Raw genomic sequence first — 25,017 nt, forward strand, 5'->3', positions numbered from 1 at the left:
TTATGCACCTTCCGCATTCCGCATTAATTCCGCCTGCTCGCTGAGAATTAACTGATCAATAACCTCATCCAGCTCGCCATCGAGGATCTGGTCCAGCTTATGCAGCGTCAGGCCAATCCGATGGTCGGTGACACGGCTCTGCGGGAAGTTATACGTGCGAATCCGCTCACTGCGGTCACCGGTTCCTACTGCTGATTTACGCACACCAGCATATTCAGCCTGGGCTTCCTGCTGGAATTTGTCAAATAGCCGGGCGCGAAGCACGCGCATTGCCTTGTCCTTATTTTTGTGCTGGGATTTCTCATCCTGGCAGGTTACGACAATACCGGTAGGGACGTGGGTCAGCCGAACTGCGGATTTCGTGGTGTTAACACTCTGGCCGCCCGCGCCGCTTGAGCAGAACAGGTCAACCCGGATATCGTTATCGTTAACTTCGACTTCCACTTCCTCTGCCTCTGGAAGGACAGCAACGGTAGCGGTGGACGTATGAATGCGTCCGCCGGATTCGGTTGAAGGAATACGCTGCACACGATGCGCGCCGCTTTCGAACTTCAGGCGGCTGTATGCGCCTTTTCCGTTGATGGAGAAAATAATCTCTTTATATCCGCCTATGCCAGTATAGTTGGCCTCAAGCACCTCCATTTTGAAGCGGTGCTTTTCCGCATAGCGGGTATACATGCGGTAGAGATCAGCCGCAAAGAGAGCCGCTTCGTCTCCGCCGGCCGCACCCCGGATTTCGATGATCACGTTTTTATCATCGTTGGGGTCTTTGGGCAGAAGCAGCACACGGATACGCTCCTCGAGTTGCTCTTTCTGCTCTTCAAGCTCGCCAATTTCCATTTTAACCATCTCGCGCATCTCATCATCCAGCTTTTCTTCAAGCATGGCTTTCGCATCGTCGAGCTGTTCACTTACAGATTTATATTCACGGTACGCCTGTACGGTTTCTTCAATATCAGATTGTTCTTTCGAATACTCACGCAATTTTGCGGGATCGTTCATAACGTTCGGATCGCACAGTAGGTTTGTTAACCTATCATACCGCTCAACAACAGATTCTAATCGCTGTAGCACGGTTGGTTCACCTCATTTCAAAAAGTCCGTAACATTATAATTATAAATGAATACAAGGATTTAGTCAAAACAAAAACCCCCCTGCAGCAGAGGCTAACAGGGGGATTGATCTCATCTATGGTTTACAGTTTCGTTACGTTCGTAGCTTGCGGTCCACGGTTTCCTTCAACAACGTCAAAGCTTACTCGTTGGCCTTCTTCAAGCGATTTGAAACCTTCTCCGTTAATTGCAGAGAAATGTACGAATACATCGTCTCCACCTTCAACCTCGATGAAGCCAAAACCTTTATCGGCGTTAAACCATTTTACTGTACCTTGATTCATGTGGGTAAAACCTCCAAAAAATAATTGATATGTCGTATTCATTATTTACTTCTTGCAAATAAAAAATTCACATACCACAAAAAGTTCCAATACAAAATCATGAAGTGATAACTCTTTGTGTTATGTGAATCATGAACCTCATATCGGTTGATATCTAAAGCATAACACATTCCTATCAATTGTCAACATCTTGAAAAAAGAAGTAAAAGATCGCGGGTATGCTCGCTCTGTCCTTTCCCCGTAGAAGCATTGCCCGCGATATTTTGTTTGGTATACCCCTTTTAACGTGCCATGGCCTGCACCTGATGCTGCGATAGCCGGTTGTCGATATCGAGCAGATTCATGCGGTAGTTATTGCTTGGAGTACCGCTGCGAATCCCTTCCCTGACATTCTCAATTAAATGAAACACCCGGTTATCGGATGTGAGCCGAATGGTATAACCCGGAATGGTTCGGTTAATACGGGCCGCTACCTGGCGCGTGATATAATCAGCACGCGCCTTATTGCGCACAACATCTTCCAGTTGAACGCCGACATAAGCAATCCGCCCATTTATCGTTGCCGTAGCACGCTTCACACCAGGCACCCCTGCCGCCATATTCGCTATAGCTTGAGCCTGTGGTTGGGTATCCGGTTGTTCGACGCCTTTGTCATGTGCCGGATTCGGAACCGACTGAACATAGGTGTTACTCTGGTGCTGACCTCCACCCGGCCCCGCTTGTTGCTGCGTACAGCCCGCTGCCCATATAAAGCTAGCGATCATTGCACCAGTAAGCCACTTATGCATAAGCCCACCTCCTACTTCTATTGTGTCCGCAGGAGGGAAAAACTTATGTGTAGCTATTTCTTCGTGAATGCCTGCCAAAGGGCCCGCTGCATCGTTATTCCTTTTCCTGTTTTACCGGAAGTTTGGACAGAGTAGGGTGGTTATAGTGGGGCCGGCAAACCGGGATGTAACTGTCATTGCCTCCGACCTGAATTTGCTGCCCTGTGTACACCGGTGTTGCATCTTTAACACGAAGCACCATGGTTGCTTTCTTCGTACAAAACCAGCAAATGGTTTTAATTTCTTCGAGTTTGTCAGCGTATAAGAGAAGTGCCTCACTGCCTTCAAATAAATGATTAGAAAAGTCATTTTTCAAGCCATATACAATAACAGGGATACCCAGTTCGTCTACAATCTCTGTCAACTGGATAACATGTTGTTTTTTTAAAAACTGTCCCTCATCGATGAGCACACAATCAGGAAGTCCCGCCGGGTGTTGCTCAACAACACGCCTAATGTCGGTAGCCTCAGCTACTGTAATCGCCTCTCGCTTGATGCCGATCCTGGAGGCTACATAACCCGTACCATACCGGTTGTCGACGATAGATGTAAAAATTAAAACTTTTTTCCCCTGTTCTTCATAATTATGGGCTACTTTTAAAATTTCTACGGATTTACCACTGTTCATTGTCCCATATCGAAAATATAGCTGCGCCATCGATCATTCTCCTTCCGCCTCATCCATGACTTCTTTTCCACCGCTGCATCTGTGCTAAGAAAAACATATCCAGCATATTGTTTTGTGCTATTGTCCATATCCAGGAAGTTTTTTATATCTGCCGACACAAAAATGGACAGGCATAATTGCCTGTCCATTTTCATACGTTCTATTATTTCATGTTGTATTTCTTCTTGAATCGATCTACACGTCCGCCAGCATCTAAGAACTTCTGCTTACCAGTGAAGAACGGATGGCATTCGGAGCAAACCTCAACCCGAAGGTTTTCTTTAACTGAACCAGTTTCGAATTCGTTACCACATGCACAGGTAACTTTCGTAAGTTTATAATTTGGATGGATATCCGCTTTCATTGTTTTCACCCTTTCTGCCCTGAATCTTTACGAAACAGAGTTTCAATCACAATAATTAAATTATATCACCACTACTAAATATATTCAACTGTATTTTAAACGTTAAGCGTTTGACGGCGCCTTTCCTGGAATTCAACAGGCGGGACGTGCGTGTAGGATCCTATTATAACATCCGGAAGCTCCTGACGATAGATCTCAAGTGCCTGCTTCATACCGAACACTTCTCCTTTAGCCGGCGGGATCATCTCAAGGTAGCTTTCCGGGTCAATGTTTAAGTTTCGCATTTGGATCAGGCGAATCCCTGTTCTTTTAATAAAGTCGATCATCGCTTCCATTTCCTCTTCCCGGTCAAACACACCCGGAAATACCAGATAGTTAATCGACGTGTAGACTCCTTTTTCGCTGGCATAGGCGGCAGATCGTTCAACATTGGCGAGCGTGTAAGCTCGTGGGCGGTAGTACGCATTGTAATGTTCATCGATGGCGCTGATCGTACTCACCCTCATAAGATCAAGGCCGGCATCTACAATGGCTTTGATGTGATCAGTCAGCCCTGCATTGGTGTTGATATTAATAAAGCCTGTCTTCGTACGGGATTTAACTTCCCGCATAGCCTGAGTAATAATGGCCGCCTGCGTGGATGGCTCCCCTTCGCAACCCTGGCCGAAGCTGATGATCGATTCCGGGGTTTTCAGGTGGTGCATCATAACCTCAACCAGTTCTTCAACTGTTGGCCTGAAGTTCATGCGGGTTTGCGGTGCAGGAAAGCCGCTGTCATCCGGTTGTTCTGAGATACAACCGAAACAGCCTGCATTACAGGAGTAAGAAACAGGTAATCCAGCTTCCCATCGGTTCATGAATGTGTTCGAGGCTGTTAGACAGCCATAGCCGAGCGTGCAATTGCTTAAATGATCAAATACCCTGTTTTCCGGGTATTGGGCGAGGACTTCCTTCACTTTACCTTCCAGTTCAGGCATTGGGAAGTTTAAAGGATTCCATTTATACGGATCATCAGATGCCTCTGCGGCTACGTAAAAACCGTCATTGTGCCAGACAACTGCTGTATAACCAAAAAGCGGAAGCTTCTCTTCCTTGTTTTCCTTCACATAACCAGGAAACATAAGACGGGTAAATCCCTGCGGCAGAAGCGCACCGACAGCCTGATAACCTTCAAGCGGAACCATCTCTCCGTTGTCCGGATTGAGTCCAACCGGCCGTGTAAAAGGCAAGCTGACAAGCGTTGCACCTTCGGGCAGCGGAATAAGTTCATCCTCAAGTATTTCCTGGAGAACATTTCCACTTCGGCCCAGACCGAATAGTTCCGGATGATCATAAACCTGGCCCTTCTCATCCGCGTATACAAGATACATATCTATCAAAGCTCCTTATTGATTCATTCACATAAAGGCGTAATAAGCGTAGTCTATTCGATACATTATACGGCAATCGCAGCATAAAAGTCAAAGTTGCTACAGTTGTTAATGGGCGTGCAGCCTTCCCTGAACAGACATCCGCAGCAGATATCATACAAAAGGCCGCTCACTGATGGAGCGGCCTTTCTAACACGTATTAAATTTCTTGTCAACTGCTCACATCAAGTAGGCTGGTTACAAACATAGATGGTTGCTTATAAGTAGGAGACTATCGTGCCTTACCAGGAGATTTTTTAACTTGTTCAAAAATGAGGGAGTCCAGAAATTCCTGATTGGTTTTCGTTCCTTTGATTCGCTTGATGAAGGCTTCCGTAAATTCATTGTTGTCCATAATCGATTTTCGCAGGGCCCAGATTTTTTCAAGGTCTTCTTTTGTAAACAACAGATCTTCTCTGCGCGTTCCGGAGCGTCTAATGTCAATAGCCGGGTACACGCGGCGTTCGGCCAGTTTACGATCCAGGTGAAGTTCCATATTTCCCGTTCCCTTGAATTCTTCATAAATGACATCATCCATGCGCGATCCGGTTTCAATAAGCGCCGTGGCCAATATCGTCAGGCTGCCGCCCTCTTCCACATTGCGCGCAGCCCCAAAAAACCTTTTAGGCCGATGAAAAGCTGCCGGATCGATACCGCCAGACAGTGTACGTCCACTTGCCGGGACCGTAACGTTATAAGCCCGCGCCAATCTTGTAATACTGTCCAGTAGAATCACGACATCTTTCTTGTGCTCGACTAGCCGCATTGCCCGTTCAAGCACAAGCTCAGCAACCTTGATATGATTCTCCGGTACTTCATCGAATGTCGAGCTTACAACTTCACCCTTCACGAGCGAACGCTGCATATCCGTTACCTCTTCCGGGCGCTCGTCTATTAGAAGGACGATAAGTTCAATGTTCGGATGGTTGGTGGCAATACTGTTGGCGATTTCCTTTAGAAGAACCGTTTTACCTGCTTTTGGAGGTGCCACAATTAAACCGCGCTGTCCCATGCCAACAGGTGAGATTAAATCGATCACTCGTGAGGAGATCTTATCCGGCGATGTTTCCAGAACAATTTTCTTCTCGGGATATAGAGGGGTAAGTGCAGGAAAATGCACCCTTTCCGGGGAAGTTTCCGGCGGTTCGCCGTTTACCGCATCCACATGCAGAAGGCCAAAATATCGTTCATTTTCCTTAGGCGGCCGAACTTTACCTGAAACCTTATCCCCTGTTCTCAAGTCGAAGCGGCGGATTTGGGAAGCGGATATGTAAATATCATCCGCGCTTGGCAGGTAGTTAATCGGCCGGAGAAATCCGAAACCGTCGGGGTGCGTTTCGAGCACCCCTTCCATAAACATGTTTCCTTGCTTTTCTGCCTGTGCCTGCAAGATAGCAAAGATAAGCTCTTTCTTTTTAAAGGTTGCATAATACGGAATCTGAAACTGCTTTGCCAGTTTATACAGCTCTGTTAACTTCTTTTCTTCCAGTTGGACCAAGTTCATTTCCATTAATTCATGAACACCACGCTTTTTTAGTTTAATTTTCCATAACAAAATTAGGTTTAATATCAAGCCTGTGCTGCCCATCGATAAAGCGCACGGTTCCAGTTTTGGCCCGCATTACAATCGAATGCGTCATCGCTTTCGATCCGCTAAAACGGACACCTTTCAGCAGTTCTCCATCTGTCACGCCGGTTGCAGCAAAAATGGCATCGTCACCCTTCACCAAATCTTCTAAAAGGAGAATTTGATTCGGATCGGCTATCCCCATTTTTTTACAGCGTTCCAATTCTTCCTGGCTCTGCGGAACAAGCCGGCCCTGGAAATCGCCACCCAGGCACTTCAAAGCAACAGCCGCAATAACTCCTTCAGGCGCGCCGCCGATGCCAAACAATATATCGACACCCGTATGGTCGAACGCCGTGTTAATAGCCCCCGCAACATCTCCGTCCGTTATCAGCTTAATTCGGGCTCCAGCGTCCCGCACTTCCTGAATAAGTTTGGAATGGCGCTCCCGATCCATGATAACAGCCACCAGATCGCTGATGTCTTTTCCATTTGCCCTGGCTACAGCTTTTAAATTATCAATAACAGGGGCGTCAATATGAACTTTGCCGGCTGCTTTCGGTCCAACTGCAATTTTATCCATGTACATATCCGGCGCATGCAGCAGATTGCCACGGTCAGCGACAGCGAGCACCGTTAAAGCATTCCATGTACCCTTTGCCACAATATTGGTTCCTTCAAGCGGATCAACTGCAACATCCACCTGCGGGCCCCCATTTCCCTGGCCCAGCTTCTCGCCTATGTACAGCATCGGCGCTTCATCCATCTCACCTTCACCTATTACAACGGTCCCTTCCATCGGAACGGTGTCAAACACGGCGCGCATAGCTGTAGTTGCGGCATCATCGGCCTCCTCCTTCTTACCCCGGCCCATCCACCGTGCTGATGCTAACGCTGCTGCCTCTGTTACACGAACTAATTCTAATGATAAACTGCGATCCATTTTGTCTATTCTCCCATCTTGTTAGTGTGCGATACTATCATTTCGTGTGTTCAAATTATCTGGATTCCCGCCACATCTGGGCATTGAGCCCTTTAAGTTTTTCTTCCAGCCTGGCATAGCCTCTATCAATATGGTAAACTCCCGAGATTTCTGTAATCCCATCAGCCATAAGGCCTGCAATCACAAGAGCGGCTCCTGCCCGCAGGTCGGTGGCGGTAACCTTCGTTGCATGCAGGTCCCGCCTGCCCTCAATGACGGCAGAGCGGCCCTCCACTTTAACGCTGGCCCCCATATTGTTCAAATGGTCAGCATGCCTGAATCGAGATTGGTAAATATTATCTGTAACAATGCTTGTACCCTGTGCCAGTGTAAGCAGCGCAGTCATAGGCTGCTGCAGATCGGTTGGAAAACCTGGGTAAGGGAGTGTTTTGATATCAACAGAGTGATAATCCTTGTTTCCTGTGACCCGAATCGCATCGTCTATTTCTTCTACCTCAACATTCATTTCCCGCAGCTTAGCTGTAAGAGATTCAAGGTGCCTCGGGATCACATTTTCCACCCTCACATCCCCGCCTGTTGCAGCAGCGGCTATCATATAGGTTCCCGCTTCGATCCGGTCTGGAATAATAGAATGTCGGCACCCGTGAAGCTTGTTGACGCCGCGAATCCGAATCACATCCGTACCCGCACCTTTAATATTCGCGCCCATTGAATTGAGCAGAGTCGCCACATCAATGATTTCCGGCTCTTTGGCAGCATTTTCAATAATGGTTTTACCTTTGGCACGCGCCGCTGCCAGCATAATATTAATAGTGGCACCGACACTTACAACATCTAGATAAATTCGGGTTCCAGTTAACTGTTTGGCCTGAATGTGCAGTGAACCCTGCTCATGGGTTATGACGGCGCCGAGCGCTTCGAACCCTTTGATATGCTGGTCAATTGGACGTGGTCCCAGATTGCATCCTCCCGGCATTCCAATGGTGGCCTTGCCGAAGCGGCCCAGCATGGCACCCATTAAGTAGTAGGAAGCTCTTAGGTATTTCACTTTTCCGTTTGGCATAGCCTGCGGCCGAAGGTTGGATGAATCAATCCGCATCGTTTCTCCCTCAAGCGTTACACTGGCTCCAAGCTCTTTCAGTATCTCACCATAAATGTGCACATCGCTAATTTCAGGCAAATTGTCCAGGATGATTTCCGATTCTGAAAGGATAGAAGCAGGTATGAGTGCGACCGCACTGTTCTTCGCGCCGCTAACTTGGATATTTCCATGCAGTCTCTGTCCACCCTTTATGAAAAGTTTCTCCATGGATCAAACCCCTAACGTATCGGAAAAAGCACCTTCTCATATTACGTTATGAAAAGGTGCTTTTCCTTCTTTATTTTTGCTTGGCTTTATCCCAATCAGCAAGGAAACGCTCGATTCCGCTGTCAGTAAGCGGATGCTTCACCATTTGTTTAAATATAGCATAAGGGATTGTGGCGATATCCGCACCTGATTTTGCACATTCTATAACATGCAGGGGATGGCGTACACTTGCTGAAATGATTTCCGTTTCAATATCGTGCATGGCAAAAATCTGCGCGATATCCGATATAAGTTGAACCCCATTGTGGGCAATATCGTCCAAACGGCCAAGAAAAGGGGAAACATAGGTGGCACCAGAACGAGCGGCAAGAAGGGCCTGGGTTGCGGAGAAGACAAGGGTAACGTTGGTCTTAATCTTCTTCTTTGTAAAGTGTTTCACAGCTTTGAGGCCTTCAACAGTCATCGGTACTTTAATGACGATATTTTTAGAAAGTGAAGCGAGATGCTCCCCTTCTTCTATCATGCCTTCAGCTTCAAGGCTGATAACTTCTGCGCTGATGGGCCCGTCAATGATATCAATGATTTCTTTTAAGGTCTCCTCAAAGTCGCGGCCTTCTTTAGCTACGAGGGAGGGATTGGTCGTAACTCCGGCCAGTACTCCCCATTCATTCACAGCACGAATTTCTTCAACATTTGCTGTATCAATAAAGAATTTCATGGCACACTCCTTATGTTTTTACGAATTAAGCTTTATTGCTGCTTCCAAACTCACGGATTTTGCCTTGAACCGTTTCTTTAATGGTATCCCGGGCAGGTCCGAGGTATTTACGCGGATCATACAGATCAGGTTTTTCCGCAAGCACCCTACGTATAGTAGCCGCTGAGGTCATCTGGTTCTCTGTATTTACGTTAATTTTTGCTGTTCCAAGCGAAATTGCTTTCTGAATATCTTTTGTAGGGATGCCTGTACCACCGTGGAGTACAAGTGGAACACCGGTCAGCTTCATAACCTCTTCCATGCGTCCAAAACCAAGGTTTGGCTCGCCTTTGTAAGGGCCATGAACAGAACCAAGCGCTGGTGCAAAGCAATCAACGCCAGTCTCGCGAACAAGCCGATCGCACTCTTCCGGAATGGCATACATTGCATCGGCATCATTAACAATGAGGTCATCTTCCTGGCCGCCAATGCGCCCCAGTTCAGCTTCTACGGATATGCCAAGAGCATGGGCCACATCCACTACGCGCTTAGTTAATGCAATGTTTTCGTCGAGCGGGAAATGAGAGCCATCTATCATAACCGATGTAAAACCTGCATGAATGGCTTCCACACATTTTTCGAAAGAAGACCCATGGTCAAGATGAATAGCAACCGGAACAGTAATTTTGTATTCTTCCATTAATGCTTTAACCATAGCTACTACCAGCTTAAAACCGCCCATATAGCGGCCAGCGCCTTCACTAACACCAAGAATAACCGGCGCATTTTCTTCCTGTGCCGCCTGCAGAATAGCCTGCGTAAACTCCAGGTTATTTATGTTGAATTGGCCTACCGCGTATTTTCCTTCGACCGCCTTATTCAGCATGTCTTTCATCGAAACTAATGGCATATGTAGTATCCTCCTCATAACTGCTCCATATTCACAACCATTCCCATTATAGCACAACGGCGTTTTAGCATGCGAGTTGCTTATGGACAGCACTGCGAAGTTCATCAATATCAAACGGTTTGGTGAAATGTGAAACAGCCCCAAGCTCTGTTGCTTCTTTAATCATATCCAGTTCCCCGTAGGCCGTCATCATAATCACCTTAATACTCTGGTTTATTTTTTTTATTTCTTTTAATATCTCCAACCCGTCCATGCCCGGAATTTTCATATCTAAAATCACAAGGTCAGGCGATTCACTGGCGACAATATCAAGTGCCTGTTTACCATTGGCAGCCTGAAATGTTTGATATCCTTCTTTACCAAACACCTCGAATAATAAAACACGTATGCCATACTGATCGTCTACCACGAGCACTTTTTTGCTTTCCATTTGTTGACCCCCTAATGTTCCTGCTCCGATAAGAAAGCGCTATATTCTTAATTATATGGATTCGCCGCCCTACAAAAAATTCCTGCCTATATTTGAGAAAAACATCGCGGGCCATGCCGCTCTCTCCTTTCCCCTCGTAGAAGTTTTTACGGCCGCTTTGTGGAACGACGGACGGACCGGCATTAGGGAATCTTGGTCAGTGTCAAGCGTAAGCGCAGGCAATGGCCTTAGATTCCTTTATACCGTTTAGGTGCAAACATCTGGGTATCCAATGATGGAGACAGTTTGCCGGTCTTTTTCGCCCTCTGTTCCACACGCTCCACAGGGGGAAAGAAAGGTGTGGACATGTGCCTCATGATGTTTTTCATGGGTGTTTCGGGACCGGAGGTTCCATTGAAAAAATCGCTCAAGGCACTTCAACACTATGAAGCCCATAAACTTCCATATCAACAAAGAGAAATGGACCTATCGGTCCCGGCAGAAAATAACTTTAACACTTTAAAGCGAATATACTTTCTGCTTATACGACAAAAAAGGGTTTTGCACTCCTGATTTTATCAGGAATGCAAAACCCTATGCTAACCGTTCAATTTACTTCAGCGTCGCCCGCACAAAATCGCGGAACAGCGGCTGAGGGCGGTTTGGACGAGAAGCGAATTCCGGATGGAATTGGCTGGCCACAAACCAGGGATGGTCAACAACTTCAATAATTTCTACAAGGCGTCCATCCGGGGAAGTTCCGCTGAATTTGAGCCCCGCATTTTTCATTTCTTCCCGGTATGCGTTGTTAAATTCATAGCGATGACGGTGGCGTTCATAAACCAGTTCCTGGGTATAAGACTCAAACGCCCGGCTGCCTTTCTCAAGCTTACAAGGATAGAGGCCAAGGCGCATCGTTCCGCCCATGTTCTCAATATCCTTCTGATCCGGAAGCAGGTCAATCACTGGATTCAGTGTGGAAGGATCAATTTCAGATGTATGCGCGTCATACTTGCCAAGGACGTGGCGGGCAAATTCAATCACAGCAACCTGCATCCCTAAGCAAATCCCGAGGAATGGAACCTTATTCTCCCGCGCATATTGGGTTGCGGCAATCTTGCCTTCTACCCCGCGGTCCCCAAACCCACCAGGAACAAGAATGCCATCAGCATGTCCAAGCAGCTCCCGCACATTCTCCTGATTTACTTCCTCCGCATCGATCCACTCGATTTTGACGTCCGCATCATTCTCATAGCCTGCATGGTAGAGCGCTTCTGCAACGCTGAGATAAGCATCATGCAGCGCTACATATTTACCGACAAGGGCAATAGTTGTTTTTCCGGAGAGGTTGCGCACTTTATGGACCAGCTGCTTCCACTCTTTCATATCAGCTTCAGGGCAGGTTAGATTAAGATGGTTGCATACATAGTCGTCCAATCCCTGCTCTTTAAGCATAAGTGGAACTTCGTACAGGGTATCGGCATCCGATGCCTCAACGACCGCTTTGGGATCAATATCGCAAAATAGCGCGATTTTGTCCTTCATATCCTGGGATACGGGCTTTTCTGTACGGCACACGATCACATTCGGCTGAATGCCAAGGCTGCGCAGTTCCTTGACGCTATGCTGGGTCGGTTTTGTTTTTAACTCACCGGCAGCGCTCAGATAAGGGATAAGCGTACAGTGAATGTACATCACATTGTCACGGCCTACATCACTTTTAATCTGCCGAATGGCTTCTAGGAACGGAAGACTTTCGATATCCCCGACGGTTCCTCCGATTTCTGTAATGACAACATCAGGATTATTTTCCCGCCCCGCACGAAAAACCCGCTCTTTAATTTCATTCGTTATATGCGGAATAACTTGAACAGTCCCCCCCAGATAATCACCGCGGCGTTCCTTCGTGATTACGGAAGAATAAATTTTGCCCGTCGTTACATTACTGTTGGAATTTAAGTTTATATCAATAAATCGTTCATAGTGGCCCAGGTCCAGGTCTGTTTCAGCCCCGTCTTCTGTTACAAATACCTCACCGTGCTGGTAAGGGCTCATGGTACCCGGGTCTACGTTAATGTACGGGTCAAATTTTTGAATCGTAACATTTAAACCCCGGTTTTTCAGAAGCCTTCCTAGAGAAGCCGCTGTTATCCCTTTACCTAACGAGGATACAACCCCGCCGGTAACAAAAATATATTTTGCCATGCAATGATCCCCACTTTCTTCGCCCATTTAATACTTTTCCCAAAGAACAGCTCTATATGAAGGACAATATAAAATAAAAAAACAAAAGTTTTCCCCAGCCGAATGTTCGGAGAGGGGGCACTTTTGTTTTGCTTTTTTCGTTTACTTTTAAAGCCCAAAAAGTATTTTATCCTTACAGCAATTACATGTCAAGTTCCTCATCTTCATCCTCTTCAGATTCATCTTCCAGTTCTTCATCGAAGTCCTGTTCTTCATCCTCTTCAAACGCTTCTTCTTCATCTAAATCTTCGTCTTCTATATCAGCATCTTCTTCATCCGCTTCTTTGGTGGCATGAAGAGCGTCATAATCCGCAATTTCTTCTTCATATTCCTCATCTTCATCGTCATCATCAAGGAACATTTTCCCGCGCAGCGAGCCTTCCGCAGACTCTTCCTGCGTTTCAACAAGGTACCACCGTTTGAGGCCCCATAGATTATCGCCAAGGCAGATGAAGCGCCCGTCGAGATTAATCTCTGTATATACCTGTGCGATCACGTCCATCGCCTGCTGCTCTGAAATTTGCTTTAGTTCTACAACCTGATTAAAAAGGTCACGATAATACTGCGGTTTTTTGGTCTCGCTTAAAAGCTGGTACGACAAATCGACCATTGCCATTTCCTCAATCTTTTCCGGTTCAAGGTTGACTATATTACTCAACTTCGGCACTTCCCTTCTCCTCAATAGATTTCGCCAAAGGAAAGGCGAAAAAAACGTTAGTAGCCAGTATTCCTTATTTTATACAAAATAGTACATGGAAGGCAAGCATTAAAAGAAAAATTATGGATGTTCATAGCAACAATGAGCCAAGCGAATCTTAACTTTTCACAACTGTAAATATCCTACTGGTTCCCTCGTATGGGAAAGGTGACAAAATGGAATGCCAAAAAACTTGCCTTTCCCCTCCCGCAAATGATAAGAAACCGGGCATCCACCCGGTTTCGATCTGTTACATATTTCTCCTGTATTGTCCGCCTACCTCGTAAAGTGCACCTGTTATTTGACCAAGGCTGGCCACCTTTACCGTTTCCATAAGCTCCTCAAAGATGTTTCCGTGATTGCGCGCAACCTCCTTTAATCGCTGCAGAGCCCCTGAAGCGGCGTCTTTGTGCTGTTCCTGGAAGGCGTTCAAATTATTGATCTGCTGTACTTTTTCCTCTTCCGTCGCACGGGCCAGCTCGATTTCATAATCAGATTCATCCGCATGCGGATTAATGAAGGTATTGACACCGATAATAGGGAGTTCCCCGTTATGCTTCTTTGTTTCGTAATACAGCGATTCTTCCTGGATTTTGCCCCGCTGATACTGCGTTTCCATGGCACCCAGCACGCCTCCGCGGTCGCTGATCCGTTGAAATTCCTGCATGACTGCCTCTTCCACCAGGTCTGTCAATTCTTCAATAATGAAAGATCCCTGCAGTGGATTTTCATTTTTTGCGAGTCCCAGCTCTTTTGTAATAATCATCTGGATGGCCATCGCGCGGCGCACAGAATTCTCTGTAGGCGTTGTAATTGCCTCATCGTATGCATTCGTGTGGAGCGAATTGCAATTATCATATATCGCCATGAGCGCCTGAAGCGTCGTGCGGATATCGTTAAAGTCCATCTCCTGTGCATGCAGGGATCTTCCCGATGTCTGGGTATGGTATTTAAGCTTCTGGCTGCGCTCGTTACCTTTGTATTTGTTCTTCATAACCGTTGCCCAGATTCGGCGGGCAACCCTGCCAAGCACCGTATATTCCGGATCCAGCCCGTTGCTGAAGAAGAAAGATAGATTCGGCGCAAAATCGTCGATGTGCATGCCCCGGCTCAAGTAGTATTCGACATACGTAAAACCGTTCGCCAGCGTGAAAGCGAGCTGCGAAATGGGGTTTGCCCCCGCCTCTGCGATGTGGTAACCCGAAATACTGACCGAATAATAGTTGCGCACCTGGTGATCGATAAAATACTGCTGGATATCTCCCATCATTTTCAGGGCAAATTCAGTCGAGAAGATACACGTATTCTGGCCTTGATCTTCCTTAAGGATATCAGCCTGTACGGTACCCCGCACGCTGCGCAGCGTCATTTCCCGTACCTGGCGTGCCTCCTGTTCATTGGGATGGCGGCCATTCACTTCTGCGAATTTATCCAGCTGCTGCTGGATAGCCGTATTCATATACATCGCCAAAATGATAGGGGCCGGTCCATTGATCGTCATCGATACAGACGTAGACGGATGGCAGAGGTCAAATCCTGCATACAGCTTCTTCATATCGTCCAGCGTGCAGACGCTGACGCCGCTGTTTCCGATTTTGCCGTAGATGTCCGGGCGGTAGTCCGGATCCTCTCCATAGAGGGTAACGCTGTCAAATGCCGTACTGAGGCGCTTGGCTGCATCGTCTTTTGACAGGTAATGAAAGCGCCTGTTGGTTCGCTCCGGTGTACCTTCTCCGGCAAACTGGCGTTTCGGGTCTTCCCCATCCCGTTTGAGAGGAAACACACCGCCCGTGTACGGAAACTCACCCGGCACGTTCTCTTCCATCGACCAGCGAAGTATCTCGCCCCAATCTTCGAATTTAGGCAGGGATACCTTGGGGATACGTGTTCCAGATAATGAGGTTGTGTACAGCTTGGTCCGGATTTCTTTGTCGCGGACTTTGGTGACGTATTCATCCCGGGTGTAGGCTTCCTTAAGCGATTTCCAGTTGGCCAGTATTTTTTTACTTTCCGGGTGAAGCTTCTCCTCGTAGTGAGCAATGCATGCATCGATTTGTTTCAGTAGCTCCTCCGCCATGCCACCTTCCCGGCGGGAGAACTCTTCTTTCGTCCCCTTAAGCTGGAAAAGCTTGCGGGCAATCGCTACCTGTTCCGCTGTTTGACGTTTATACTCTCTTACTGTATTGACGATCTCTCCGAGGTAATTTACCCGATCCGCAGGAATGACGTACTGCTTCTTAGATACCTGATTTTCAGGAACGACAAGCGATGTACCCCAGTCGCCACCAGACTTACCCTGCACAATGCCCATCAGCTTCGCAAATAAGACGTTTGTACCCGGATCGTTGAACTGGCTGGCGATTGTACCCACTACCGGCACCTGTTCATCGTCCATATCAAAAAGATTGCGGGAGCGTTTCCATTGTTTCTTCACGTCACGCAGTGCGTCTTCGGAGCCGCGCCGCTCAAATTTATTGATCGCAATGATATCGGCATAATCGATCATATCAATCTTCTCAAGCTGGGTAGCTGCACCAAATTCGCTTGTCATGACATACATCGCCGTATCGCATATGTCCATAATCTGCGCGTCGCCTTGGCCGATACCTGAAGTCTCGACAATAATAAAGTCATAGCCGGCAGCCTTTACAATATTGATCGCTTCGCCAATTGCCTTGCTAAGCTCGCTGTGGGATTTGCGGGTGGCCAGCGAACGCATATAAACCCTGGGCGAATTAATCGCATTCATTCTGATCCGATCGCCTAAAAGGGCGCCGCCTGTTTTCTGCTTGGACGGGTCAACGGACAGAATCGCAATGGTTTTATCCGGATACTGGTCGAGATAACGGCGGACCAGCTCATCTGTCAGTGAACTTTTTCCGGCACCGCCCGTTCCGGTAATCCCCAGAACCGTCACTTTTTTGACCTGCGCGTGGATAAGCTCAAGCGTAGCAGCTACTTCTTTATCCTGCTTCTCCACATTTTCTTCCGCGAGCGTAATGAGGTGGGAGATTGCATTCCAGTTGTCTGCTTTTAGTTGTTTGATCTCTTTTTCTACATCTTTCTTTGTTGGATAATCCGTCTGTTCGATCATCGAATTAATCATGCCCTGCAGGCCCATTCTGCGCCCGTCATCCGGAGAGAAGATCTGGGTTACACCGTACGCATGAAGCTCCTGGATCTCCGAAGGAACAATAACGCCGCCACCGCCGCCAAATACCTTAATATGGGGGGCGCCCTTTTCTTTTAAAAGGTCCACAATATATTTGAAGAACTCTACATGGCCGCCCTGGTAGGAACTTATGGCAATTCCCTGTACATCTTCCTGTATCGCAGCGTTCACGACTTCTTCTACAGATCGATTGTGGCCAAGGTGAATCACTTCAACGCCTGAGGACTGAAGAATGCGGCGCATCACGTTAATGGAAGCATCATGCCCATCAAATAGACTTGCCGCGGTTACAAAACGCACATTATACTTTGGACGATAAATCGTTGTTTCCACGAGAGTTCCCCCTTATAATCTTGACTCTTAATCAGTCGTCAATTCGCGTAAAATTAAAGATGTCTGGATATCAATGTAATGTTCAAGAGAATAGTATTTCTTAAGGCTCCAACGCCGGAAGGCCCACATTTCTCCAAGCACGACAATGTTATGCGCCATGAGCTTCACTGCACTCTCCTGGATCCGCAGTGAACCATCCTCCATGCCGCAACTGAGAATTTCCTCAAAAATAGAGGTGATCTGTTCTTCCTTTGCCATGACATAGCGCATCGCTTCGCGCGGCAGTGATTTTATTTCCTGGTAGATTAATAGCACACGGTCCTGTAATTTATCCATTACGTGAAAGAAACCGTTAATGGCGGCCCTAAGCTTATCGGCCCCGTTCTTTGTTTCAACGAGAACGGCTTCAAGCCCAGCCTCTACTTCATGGTGTATCGCGTCACATACCAGATACAGAACATCTTCCTTCGATTCAATATATTCATATAACGTACCAATACTAAAACCTGAGGCACGTGATATCTCTCTTGTTGTTGTCTTGTGAAAGCCTTTTGAAATAAACAGCCCCACGGCCGCTTCAATTATTTGCTCCCGCCGCTTCTCAATAAGCTTTGGATCTTTCACCATAGAAGGAATGGTTTTCTTTTGCTGTGTCATTCTTTACCCCTTTCTCCGTTCCGACTGAGCGATTGCTCAGTAGGCATGGAAAAAGAAAAGGCAGCTTATGCCTCTTCTCTTTCCATATATTATACAGAGAATATCTCCGAAAAGCAATTCTTATCAGAAAATTCATTTAGTCTTTCAATAAGAAGTTGGAGATAACAAGGCGCTGTATTTCGTTGGTTCCTTCGTAGATCTGTGTGATTTTCGCATCGCGCATAAAACGCTCAACCGGATATTCGCGCGTATAGCCATAACCGCCAAACACCTGGACGGCTTCCGTGGTGACTTCCATCGCAATATCGCCGGCAAACAGCTTCGCCATGGCCGATGCTTTTCCATACGGAAGTTTTTGATCTTCTAGCACGGCAGCTTGATAGGTTAAGAGTCGGGCTGCTTCAACCTGTGTGGCCATGTCAGCCAGTTTAAATGCAATAGCCTGCTGCGAGCCAATCGGCCTGCCGAACTGGACCCGCTCCTTCGCATAAGCGGTTGCATGTGTCAGCGCACCATCCGCAATCCCGACGGCCTGGGCTGCTATCCCGTTGCGTCCGCCGTCAAGCGTCATCATCGCAATTTTAAAGCCCTGGCCTTCTTCACCCAGCAGGTTTTCCGCAGGCACGCGGCAGTCTTCAAAAATAATTTCTGTCGTGGCAGAAGAGCGGATACCGAGCTTTTTCTCTTTTTTCCCTACTTTGAACCCAGGCATATCCTTAGTCACAATAAAAGCCGTCTGGCCTTTATGCTTAAGTTCAGGAGTGGTTGCAGCAAAGACGATATAAACGTCTGCGAGCCCGCCGTTTGTAATGAAGATTTTGCTTCCATTTAGAATATAGGCATCTCCCTCTTTTTTCGCGGTTGTCTTCATGCCGGCCGCATCGGAACCCGAACCCGGCTCAGTCAGGCAGTAAGCCCCCATCATTTTGCCTTCCGCCAGCGGACGCAGGTATTTCTGTTTCTGCTCCTCAGTACCGAATTTGTAAATCGGCCAGCTTCCAAGCGAGGTGTGGGCCGACAGCGCTACGCCAACGGAAGAATCCACCCGGGAAAGTTCCTCTATTGTGATGACATAGCTTAAGAAATCAAACCCGGCCCCGCCGTATTTCTCCTCCCACGGGATTCCTGTTAAGCCAAGCTCCGCCATTTTACGGAATATATCCATATCAAAGTGTTCTTCTTCATCGCGCTCTGCCGCTTTGGGCGCCAATTCTGTTTCCGCAAAATTCCGCACCATTTTGCGCATCATTTCATGCTCTTCTGACAATCTGAAATCCATGTTCTCCACTCCTATTTTTATATTTTTAATCCAGCAGATATTTCGAAATGACAATGCGCTGAATTTGGTTGGTTCCTTCGTATATTTGTGTGACTTTGGCATCGCGAAAAAAGCGTTCAACAGGATAGTCCCTTGTATAGCCGTACCCGCCAAACACCTGAACCGCTTCCGTCGCAACCTTCATTGCGGTATCGGTAGCAAAACGTTTGGCCATGGATGCCTGCAGGCCGCATTTCTCGCCCCGGCTGCGCAGATCTGCCGCACGGTACACAAGCAGTCTCGCGGCCTCTGTCTGGGTTGCCATATCAGCTAATTTAAAAGCTATGGCCTGCTGCGCCGCAATCGGTCTGCCGAACTGGACCCGGTCCTTCGCATAAGCGACGGCGTGGGAGAGAGCGCCTTGCGCAATCCCCAGCCCCTGTGCGGCGATGCCGATCCTGCCTATATCCAGGTTAGCGAGGGCGATCGCAAAGCCATCCCCTTCCTGGCCAAGAAGGTTTGCGGCCGGAACTTCGGCATTATCGAAAATCAATTCCGATGTATTGGATCCATGGAGGCCCATTTTCTTCTCCTTCTTGCCAATGGAGAATCCTGGTGTGTCTTTTTCGACAATGAAAGCGGAAATTCCTTTCCTGCCTTCCGCCCTATCTGTGCGGGCAAATGTAATATACGTATCCGCCGCTCCGGCGTTTGTAATAAAAATTTTGGAGCCGTTTAAAATGTACTTGTCACCTTTTTTAACCGCTGTAGTACGTAGGCTGCCCGCGTCTGAACCGGCATTTGGTTCGGTAAGGGCAAAAGCACCGATATATTCCCCGGATGCAAGTTTTGGCAGGTACTTCTTCTTCTGTTCATCCGTTCCAAAGTAGAGGATTGGATTGGTTCCGACAGAAGTATGGACGGATAGGATCACGCCAACTGTCGGGCTCACCTTGGATATTTCATTGATGGCCAAAATGTAAGAGACAAAATCCATGCCGGATCCGCCCCAGTCTTCCGGCACAGGAATTCCCATAAGGCCATACTCTGCCATTTTGCGGATAACTTCCAGCGGAAATTCATCCGTTTCCTCCATTTTATCTACACTGGGAGCGATTTCATTCTGAGCGAAATCGCGTACCATCCTACGCATCATTTCCTGCTCTTCCGTAAAACAAAGCTGCACGTATATCTCCTCCCGGCTGTAACAATCGTTACCCGCCCGCGTATTATTTATTCATACTTGTAAAAGCCGCGGCCCGATTTACGCCCGAGCCAGCCAGCTTTAACATATTTACGCAGCAGCGGGCATGGGCGGTACTTAGAATCGCCCAGCCCTTCATGAAGAATCTCCATGATGTACAGGCAAGTATCCAGGCCGATGAAATCCGCCAGCGTAAGCGGGCCCATCGGATGATTCATCCCAAGCTTCATCACTTCATCTACCGCCTCAGGTGTGGCAACCCCTTCGTATACACAATAGATGGCTTCATTGATCATAGGCAGTAGAATCCGGTTCGACACAAATCCAGGGAAATCATTGACTTCCACCGCTGTTTTGTTCATCGCAGCTGACAACTCCGCCACCGTGCGGTAAGTTTCATCAGATGTAGCAAGCCCGCGAATCACTTCGATAAGCTTCATAACCGGCACCGGATTCATAAAATGCATCCCGATAACCTTCTCAGGCCGCTTCGTCACAGCCGCAATTTCGGTAATAGGCAGTGATGACGTGTTGCTTGCCAGAATCGTATGAGCGGGTGTAATCTCGTCAAGCTGCTTGAACAGGCTCGTTTTTACATCCATATTCTCTACAATGGCCTCTACTACAAAATCCGCGTCTTTTGCAGCGTTCAAATCAGTAGAAGGTGTAATCTTTCCGATAATGGCCTGCTTCTCATCTGCTGTTTTGCGGCCTTTCTGTACATCGCGGGAAAGATTTTTTGTAATGACGCCAAGACCCCTATCCACGAATTCATCTGATAGATCATGAAGGATAACTTCAAGTCCAGCCTGCGCGGCAACCTGGGCAATTCCCGCACCCATCTGGCCGGCGCCTATCACCATAAGTTTCTTGATTTCCATCTTCTCTCCACTCTCCTCTATATCGGTTTAAGCATGGAATGCGAAGTGCCCTTAAGCCGGATAAACCTCTACCATAACCGCATCTCCCTGTGCCGCTCCTGAGCAAATGGCAGCAATGCCAAGCCCCCCACCCCGGCGGCGAAGCTCATAAACCAGCGCCATTAAAATGCGGGCGCCGCTGGCCCCTATAGGATGGCCAAAGGCAATGGCACCACCGTTGACATTCACTTTATCCGGATCCCATCCCACGATCTTGCCGCTTGTTAGCGTAACCGCCGCAAACGCCTCATTTACCTCAAAAAGGTCTACTTCATCCAGCTCCCGGCCGGTTTTCTTCAAAAGCTTATTAATGGCGAGGCCTGGTGTTGTTGCAATATAAGGCGCTTCCTGACCAACCGCTGCATGGCCATGGATAACGGCAAGCGGCTTAATGCCAAGTTGTTGCGCTTTTTCTTCGGACATCACCACCAGGGCGCCTGCTCCATCGTTTACGCCCGGCGCGTTGCCGGCTGTTACCGAACCACCTTTTGTAAAAACAGGCGGCAGTTTTGCCAGCTGCGCAAGCGTTGTCTCACGCGGCGCTTCATCCGCATCCACAAGGATCGGGTCACCTTTGCGCTGTGACACATGAACCGGTACAATTTCGTCTTTAAACTTGCCCTGGTCCATTGCTTCGATGGCACGCTGCTGGCTGCGCAGCGCCCATTCGTCCTGGGACTCGCGGGAGATTTCATATTCTGCCGCCACATTGCTGCCGTGAACAGCCATATGCAGCCCATCATACGCATCGGTTAATCCATCATTCAACATCGCATCTACGACCTTGCCATTGCCCATCCGCATTCCCCACCGCGCATCGGTAAGAAGGTATGGCGCATTGCTCATACTTTCCATGCCGCCAGCTACAATAATCGATGCATCTCCGGCACGGATAATCTGGTCAGCCAGTGTGACGCTGCGAAGCCCTGACGCGCACACTTTATTTATGGTTTCCGTTGGTACTTCCCAGGGCAACCCGGCTTTGCGGGCGGCCTGGCGTGATGGAATTTGTTTTGCTCCGGCCTGTAATACCATCCCCATAATGACTTCATCTACCGTATCCGGTGAAATGCCCGCCCGCCGGACTGCCTCTTTAATGACAATGCCGCCGAGGTCCACTGCCTGTAGGGATTTTAACGCGCCTCCAAACTTGCCAAAAGGAGTCCGTGTAGCGCTTACAATTACTGATTTGCCAGCCATAATACATTCCTCCCGCAAAACCGAGCGATTGCTCGGTCAGATTGTCCTCTTAAACGTACCCGGCAGTCAACTTACCGCCGGATACCCGTTTTTCTATTTTTATTTTACCAATATTGTGCCAAATAAGATAGTAAATTTTAGAGTGATTTTTCCAAAATTTCTACCATATCAAGTGTCTTAACCTGCTCATCTACTTCTTTTGCTTTTGTACCGTCAGAAAGCATCGTCAGGCAGTACGGGCATGCACTTCCAATTGTCGTGGGGTTCACTTCTAACGCCTGTTCCGTGCGGGCAAGGTTGACCCGTGTTCCCTGATGCTCTTCCTGCCACATCATCCCGCCGCCGGCACCGCAACACATGCTATCACATTTGTTGCGCTCCATTTCGGCGATCTGCACGCCAGGAATAGCGGAAAGAATGATTCGCGGTGCATCATACACTTCGTTATAGCGTCCCAGGTAGCAGGAATCGTGGTAGGTAACGCGTTCTGTCACTTCATTCACCGGTTTAATCCGGCCCTCGTGAATCCACTTCGCCAGCAGCTCCGTATGGTGATAGACTTCCACATCTTCCAGGCCGAAATCCGGATATTCATTTTTAAATGTATTATAAGCGTGCGGATCCATCGTAACGATCTTCTTGATGCCGTATTTTTGGAAGTTGGCAATGTTTTCTGCCGCTAGCTCTTGGAAGAGCATCTCATTGCCAAGCCGGCGGGCCGTATCCCCGGAATTCTTCTCTTCATTGCCCAGTATCGCAAATTTAATGCCAGCTTTGTTCATTACACGAACAAAGGACTGGGTAATTTTAATCGTCCGGTTATCGAATGAGCCCATAGAGCCTACAAAGAAGAGATATTCAAATTCTTCCGCTTCTTTCACGGTTGGTACCAGATCCTCCATCCCTTCGCGCCATTTAATCCGATCCTTACGATTAATGCCCCATGGATTGCTCTGGCGTTCAATATTGCTTAAGGCCCGCTGTGCATCAGACGGCATCTGTCCTTCTGTCATCACCAGGTAGCGGCGCATATCCACGATCAAACTCACGTGCTCATTTGCTACCGGGCATTGATCCTCGCAGTTGCGGCAGGTCGTACAGGCCCACAGTTCTTCTTCTGTAATGACATCGCCAATTAGATTTACATCATAGTCGATAGCTAAGGCGGTGTTTCCTTCAATAGCAGCTGCCACCTCGGAATTAGCGCCCGCTGCTGCACTCTGCATGGCCAGCAAATTCCCCGTCTTATTCTTAAACGCAAAGGAAGGCATCCAGGGTGTGCGGGATGTGATAGCTGCACCCTTGTCCGTCAGGTGGTTACGCATTTTTACGATTAAATCCATCGGGGAAAGTGTTTTACCGGTTCCCGATGCCGGGCACATGCTGGTACAGCGGCCGCATTCTACGCACGCATATAAATCGATAAGCTGTGTCTGAGTAAAGTTCTCAACGCGCCCGATCCCAAATTCTTCTGCCCCTTCTTCCTCCAGCTTTTCAAAATCGATTTTGCTCAACCGGCCTACAGGGCGTGACTTGTCCTTCATTGCCCAGTTGTACGGAGCGAATATAAGGTGTGCGTGTTTACCCTGCGGTATGTAAACAAGGAAGAATAGCAGGGTTAGAAGGTGAATCCACCAGAAGAAATAGAAGACCCCGACAGCTGCGGCAGGACTAACCCCTGCAAAAACCGTCGCAAGGCTTGAGGCAATCGGCTGGGTGCCGTGGAATCCTAAATGGCCCGGTTCACGCCATACCATTTCAAATGCTTCAGCAAATAGTGTACTAACCATGAGGATAGAGATCAGCCACACGACCAGGTTGGCTTTCCAGCCCCTTTTAAGCCGCTTAAGCTTCTCCACGTTCCTGCGGTACCATGCATAGATAATGGCAATCAAAATAGCAACGACAACAATTTCCTGGAATAATAGAAAATACGGATACGCGGAACCGAACGGTAGGTGGGAACCTGGCTTCAGCCCCTTCCAGATCAGGTCAAGGGCACCAAATTGTACAAGCAGAAACCCATAGAACAGCACGACGTGCATGACGCCGCTTTTGGAGTCCTTCAGCAATTTCTTCTGGCCGAAAACGTTTACAAGGAAGACATTTAGCCTTTTGCCAGCATCTTCGCGCAAATTGGCCGGTTTGCCGAGTTTAATGAAGGTGATTCGGCTGTAGACCAGGTGGGCAAATAGATACAGCGCATAGCCTACTACTGCCAAGAAAGCGATTAAATTTACGACCGGCAGAATATTCATCTCTCTCAACTCCTTTATTGTATATCCCACTCATAAATAATCAGACAATGGTAAAAAGTCTTAACTCTATAATAGCAGACTTTCCAAAAAAAGTGAATGACTATTCAGTCACCAAAATAATCAAATTATCGATTATCAATAAAATCTCTTATAAGATAGAAAATTTCGACGCCTTTGCTCATTCTCCTGCATGAAAAACAAAAAAATTTGAGAAAAACATCTTGGGCCATGTCGCTCTCTCCTTTCCCCTCATAGAAGTTTTTACGGCCGCTTTGTGGAACGACGGACGGACCGGCAAAAACATTTGGGTATCTCAATGATGGAGACAGGTTGCCGGTCTTTTTCGCCCTCTGTCCCCCACGCTCCATTAGAAAACTAGGTTGCTGCTAAGCTGTAGCGCTGGCAGCAACCTAAGTTGCACTTATGCCGAAAGGTAAAATCGGAAACACCTTTCGGCCTGGGGGAAAGAAAGGTGCGGACATGCGCCTCACGATGTTTTTCTTGGGTTTTTCGGGACCGGAGGTCCCTTTAAAAATCGATCAAGGCACCAACACTGTGAAGCACATAAACTTTAC

General features: G+C 47.8%; 21 protein-coding genes. All 21 read right to left on the reverse strand.

What is annotated here, in order from left to right; all coding sequences use genetic code 11:
* The gene (prfA, locus tag PP175_RS24290) at nt 1-1,074 is read right to left on the reverse strand and encodes a peptide chain release factor 1 (RefSeq protein WP_272440758.1); all 1,074 of its coding nucleotides are present in this window, start codon (nt 1,072-1,074) and stop codon (nt 1-3) included.
* 122 nt (nt 1,075-1,196) lie between these two features.
* On the reverse strand, nt 1,197-1,397 hold the full coding sequence (locus tag PP175_RS24295) for a cold-shock protein (RefSeq protein WP_272440759.1): 201 nt from the start codon (nt 1,395-1,397) through the stop codon (nt 1,197-1,199).
* A 281-nt stretch (nt 1,398-1,678) separates the two neighbouring features.
* The gene (locus PP175_RS24300; RefSeq protein ID WP_272440760.1) at nt 1,679-2,185 is read right to left on the reverse strand and encodes a YhcN/YlaJ family sporulation lipoprotein; all 507 of its coding nucleotides are present in this window, start codon (nt 2,183-2,185) and stop codon (nt 1,679-1,681) included.
* A gap of 94 nt (nt 2,186-2,279) precedes the next feature.
* Nucleotides 2,280-2,882 (reverse strand): thymidine kinase, encoded by a 603-nt coding sequence (locus tag PP175_RS24305; RefSeq protein ID WP_272440761.1) that lies wholly within the window; start codon nt 2,880-2,882, stop codon nt 2,280-2,282.
* 172 nt (nt 2,883-3,054) lie between these two features.
* A complete protein-coding gene (rpmE, locus tag PP175_RS24310) occupies nt 3,055-3,255 on the reverse strand; it encodes a 50S ribosomal protein L31 (RefSeq protein ID WP_272443363.1) in 201 nt (66 codons plus the stop codon).
* Nucleotides 3,256-3,350: 95 nt separating this feature from the next.
* A complete protein-coding gene (locus PP175_RS24315; RefSeq protein ID WP_272440762.1) occupies nt 3,351-4,625 on the reverse strand; it encodes a radical SAM family protein in 1,275 nt (424 codons plus the stop codon).
* Between the two features lie 271 nt (nt 4,626-4,896).
* A complete protein-coding gene (rho, locus tag PP175_RS24320; RefSeq protein ID WP_272440763.1) occupies nt 4,897-6,174 on the reverse strand; it encodes a transcription termination factor Rho in 1,278 nt (425 codons plus the stop codon).
* Nucleotides 6,175-6,202: 28 nt separating this feature from the next.
* Nucleotides 6,203-7,174, reverse strand: a complete 972-nt coding sequence (gene glpX, locus PP175_RS24325; RefSeq protein WP_272440764.1) for a class II fructose-bisphosphatase — start codon at nt 7,172-7,174, stop codon at nt 6,203-6,205.
* A gap of 55 nt (nt 7,175-7,229) precedes the next feature.
* The gene (locus PP175_RS24330; RefSeq protein WP_272440765.1) at nt 7,230-8,483 is read right to left on the reverse strand and encodes a UDP-N-acetylglucosamine 1-carboxyvinyltransferase; all 1,254 of its coding nucleotides are present in this window, start codon (nt 8,481-8,483) and stop codon (nt 7,230-7,232) included.
* A 70-nt stretch (nt 8,484-8,553) separates the two neighbouring features.
* The gene (gene fsa / locus PP175_RS24335) at nt 8,554-9,201 is read right to left on the reverse strand and encodes a fructose-6-phosphate aldolase (protein WP_272440766.1); all 648 of its coding nucleotides are present in this window, start codon (nt 9,199-9,201) and stop codon (nt 8,554-8,556) included.
* 25 nt (nt 9,202-9,226) lie between these two features.
* Nucleotides 9,227-10,090, reverse strand: a complete 864-nt coding sequence (gene fba / locus PP175_RS24340) for a class II fructose-1,6-bisphosphate aldolase (protein ID WP_272440767.1) — start codon at nt 10,088-10,090, stop codon at nt 9,227-9,229.
* A 64-nt stretch (nt 10,091-10,154) separates the two neighbouring features.
* Nucleotides 10,155-10,520, reverse strand: a complete 366-nt coding sequence (locus tag PP175_RS24345; RefSeq protein ID WP_272440768.1) for a response regulator — start codon at nt 10,518-10,520, stop codon at nt 10,155-10,157.
* A 591-nt stretch (nt 10,521-11,111) separates the two neighbouring features.
* Complete coding sequence (locus PP175_RS24350; RefSeq protein WP_272440769.1) at nt 11,112-12,704, reverse strand: CTP synthase; 1,593 nt, start codon at nt 12,702-12,704, stop codon at nt 11,112-11,114.
* Nucleotides 12,705-12,885: 181 nt separating this feature from the next.
* The gene (gene rpoE / locus PP175_RS24355) at nt 12,886-13,410 is read right to left on the reverse strand and encodes a DNA-directed RNA polymerase subunit delta (RefSeq protein ID WP_272440770.1); all 525 of its coding nucleotides are present in this window, start codon (nt 13,408-13,410) and stop codon (nt 12,886-12,888) included.
* Between the two features lie 280 nt (nt 13,411-13,690).
* On the reverse strand, nt 13,691-16,945 hold the full coding sequence (gene icmF, locus PP175_RS24360) for a fused isobutyryl-CoA mutase/GTPase IcmF (protein ID WP_272440771.1): 3,255 nt from the start codon (nt 16,943-16,945) through the stop codon (nt 13,691-13,693).
* Nucleotides 16,946-16,972: 27 nt separating this feature from the next.
* On the reverse strand, nt 16,973-17,602 hold the full coding sequence (locus PP175_RS24365) for a TetR/AcrR family transcriptional regulator (RefSeq protein ID WP_272440772.1): 630 nt from the start codon (nt 17,600-17,602) through the stop codon (nt 16,973-16,975).
* 136 nt (nt 17,603-17,738) lie between these two features.
* A complete protein-coding gene (locus PP175_RS24370) occupies nt 17,739-18,881 on the reverse strand; it encodes an acyl-CoA dehydrogenase (protein WP_272440773.1) in 1,143 nt (380 codons plus the stop codon).
* A 25-nt stretch (nt 18,882-18,906) separates the two neighbouring features.
* Nucleotides 18,907-20,046 carry an acyl-CoA dehydrogenase gene (locus PP175_RS24375; RefSeq protein WP_272440775.1) on the reverse strand — a complete coding sequence of 380 codons (1,140 nt, stop codon included), beginning with the start codon at nt 20,044-20,046 and terminating at the stop codon, nt 18,907-18,909.
* Between the two features lie 47 nt (nt 20,047-20,093).
* Nucleotides 20,094-20,945, reverse strand: coding sequence for a 3-hydroxybutyryl-CoA dehydrogenase (locus PP175_RS24380; protein WP_272440776.1), 852 nt, complete (start codon nt 20,943-20,945; stop codon nt 20,094-20,096).
* Nucleotides 20,946-20,996: 51 nt separating this feature from the next.
* Nucleotides 20,997-22,184, reverse strand: a complete 1,188-nt coding sequence (locus PP175_RS24385) for an acetyl-CoA C-acetyltransferase (protein ID WP_272440777.1) — start codon at nt 22,182-22,184, stop codon at nt 20,997-20,999.
* Nucleotides 22,185-22,321: 137 nt separating this feature from the next.
* Entirely contained in the window at nt 22,322-24,442 is a 2,121-nt protein-coding gene (locus PP175_RS24390) for a (Fe-S)-binding protein (RefSeq protein WP_272440778.1), read from the reverse strand.
* Between the last annotated feature and the right edge of the window lie 575 nt (nt 24,443-25,017).

It is taken from the genome of Aneurinibacillus sp. Ricciae_BoGa-3 (assembly GCF_028421645.1).
Lineage (GTDB): Bacteria > Bacillota > Bacilli > Aneurinibacillales > Aneurinibacillaceae > Aneurinibacillus_B.